This window comes from Pedobacter sp. (assembly GCF_045628745.1).
Lineage (GTDB): Bacteria > Bacteroidota > Bacteroidia > Sphingobacteriales > Sphingobacteriaceae > Pedobacter.
Genome location: NZ_JAZQPU010000473.1, coordinates 1 through 2471, shown reverse-complemented (window position 1 = coordinate 2471; position 2471 = coordinate 1). Strand labels below are relative to the sequence as shown.

The 2471-nt window shown below is 40.3% G+C and carries 2 protein-coding genes; both read left to right on the top strand.

Annotated features, from left to right (window positions below):
• A partial coding sequence (locus ACR2F7_RS17045; protein WP_432714734.1) for a SusD/RagB family nutrient-binding outer membrane lipoprotein occupies window positions 1–585 on the top strand: 585 nt, incomplete at its 5' end.
• 192 nt (window positions 586–777) lie between these two features.
• A partial coding sequence (locus tag ACR2F7_RS17040) for a carboxypeptidase-like regulatory domain-containing protein (protein WP_432714733.1) occupies window positions 778–2471 on the top strand: 1694 nt, incomplete at its 3' end.

Sequence of the window (2471 nt, the reverse complement as noted above, 5' to 3'; positions counted from 1 at the left end):
GATCCCCGAATTGCTAAAATCACAGATAAAACAGTAAGCGGTACTTATGTGGGTACACCAAATGGTGTAGGTAATGTGGGGCCGGCATCAAATACGGTTAAAGATGAGGTATACATCAGCCTCAACTCTCCCTTAACTGGTAAATCTTCCCCAATTTATATCGCCACTTATGCAGAACTGAAATTCATAGAAGCAGAAGCCGCATTCAGATTAGGGGGAGTCAATTTAACCAGGGCTTACGATGCTTATTTACAGGGCATAAAGGCGCACATGGATTTATTGGGGGTTAACCTATCTGACCAGAATTCATACCTTGCCAGTACAGCCGTGGCTAACTCAAGTGCTGCCTTAACATTAGACCTCATTTTTAAAGAAAAGTACATTGCCCTCTATTTAAGTCCGGAGGCTTGGGTAGACGCCAGAAGGTATAATTATCAATATAAAGATTTTACACTGCCGGCTAATGCAGCTTTAAACACTTTTATCCGTAGGGTAGATTATGTAGATGCAGAAAAAAGTAAAAACGGTAAAAATGTGCCTACGATTACCTCCTTAGCACAAAATCTGTGGTGGGATATGCCTTAATATACTTATTACCCAAAAAAAAGAAGCCAATCATAGAGAACTTATGATTGGCTTCTTTTTTTTGGGTTATATCACCAAAATTTTTTACAAATAATACAATTTCGTGGTGATTTGTCTAGGAAATTACTTCAGTAATAGGGGTTTGCTATGTAAAATTTTGTAATATTAAGGTCTAAACTTAATCTTTAAACTATGAATAGAAAATTTACTATTTTTTTATCCTGTTTTCTTTTGTTTGCATTGTCCAGCTATGCACAAAAAGTGATCAAGGGCACCGTTACGGATGCCGGTGATGGAAGTGGGATACCTGGTGTCAGCATCTTGATTAAAGGAACCACTCAAGGTGTCTCTACCCAGCCAAATGGAAGTTATACCATCACGGTGCCCTCCACAGCACAGACTTTAGAAGTAAAGTATTTGGGCTACCAAACACAGGATGTTTTAATCAACAACCGTTCTATCATTAACATCGCTTTAGTTTCTAGCTCAGAAAACCTATCGGAGGTGGTTGTTACCGCATTAGGTATTAAGAGAAGTGAAAAATCTATTGGTTACGCTACCCAGGGTGTAAAAGGTGCAGACCTTACTTTAACCAAAGAGCAGAACATCATCGGTTCCCTTGCAGGTAAAATCTCTGGTGTGCAGGTAACAGGTTCTTCTGGTGCCAGCATGGGTGGTACACAGAAGATCAAAATCAGAAGTGTCAACTCTTTAACTGGTGGTGGTTCTCCACTGATGGTGGTAGATGGTACACCCATTTCGCAAACTAATTTTAGTGGAGATGCCAATGGCGTAGATTATGGAAACATCTCCCAGGATATCAATCCTGATGATGTAGAAGACATCAGCGTGCTCAAAGGACCTGCTGCTTCTGCTTTATATGGTATCAGAGGACAGTATGGGGTTATTTTAATCACCACCAAAAAGGGAGCAAAAGGTGTTAAAAAGCCAGTCATCAGCATCAGTTCGGCCTTTTCTGTTGATAAGGTAAGCAACTTTATGCCACTACAGAATATTTATGGAGTAGGTAACAACCAAACCTTCCTTACTTTAGCCAATGGCGAGAAGTATGTGAATGGAAATGATGAAAGCTGGGGACCAAAAATGGATGGTACGCCCGTAAGAATGTTTTATAGTTTTTATCCGCAGGATCCTGACTTTGGTAAAATGACCCCTTTTGTACCTCAACCGGATAACATTAAAGACTACTTTGAAACAGGTCAGAACCTCAACAACAGTATTTCTGTTGCCGGTGGTGGCGAAAATTCAAACTACCGCTTAAGCTATACCAATGCTTATATTAATGGTACCATGCCTAATACCTGGTTAAAACGCAACAACCTGAGTTTAAGTTCTTCGTTAGACCTGAGCAGCAAAATCACCGTAGGTGCGAATGTTAACTATGCAAATAATGCTGGTCAACGCCCCACTCAAGGTTACCAAGGTTCATTTACCGGTGCCGTACAATGGTTTCAACGTAACATTGACTTAGACAAATTAAGAAACTACCGTTATGCTGACGGAACTATCTTAAACTGGAATGTTAACCCCAATACCACTACTGGTGTAATCACTACAAACCAGCCAAGTGATTGGAACAACCCCTTCTTTGATGCTTATGAGGTGCTGAACAACGATAACCGCGATCGCTTATTTGGTGATGTGAATGTAAGCTACCAGGTTTTGCCTGAATTGAAGTTAAGTGGTTTTGCGCGCTCTGATTTTTATGCGCAAAATATTACCCATAAAGAAGCAGCTGGAGGTCGTTTAGTGAGCAGCTATGCTATTGGTAAATACCAAAATACAGATAACAATTACGAGTTTTTAGGTCAGTACAGTAAAAAATGGAACGACTTCTCCGCAAACGTCAATTTGGGTGCCAACTT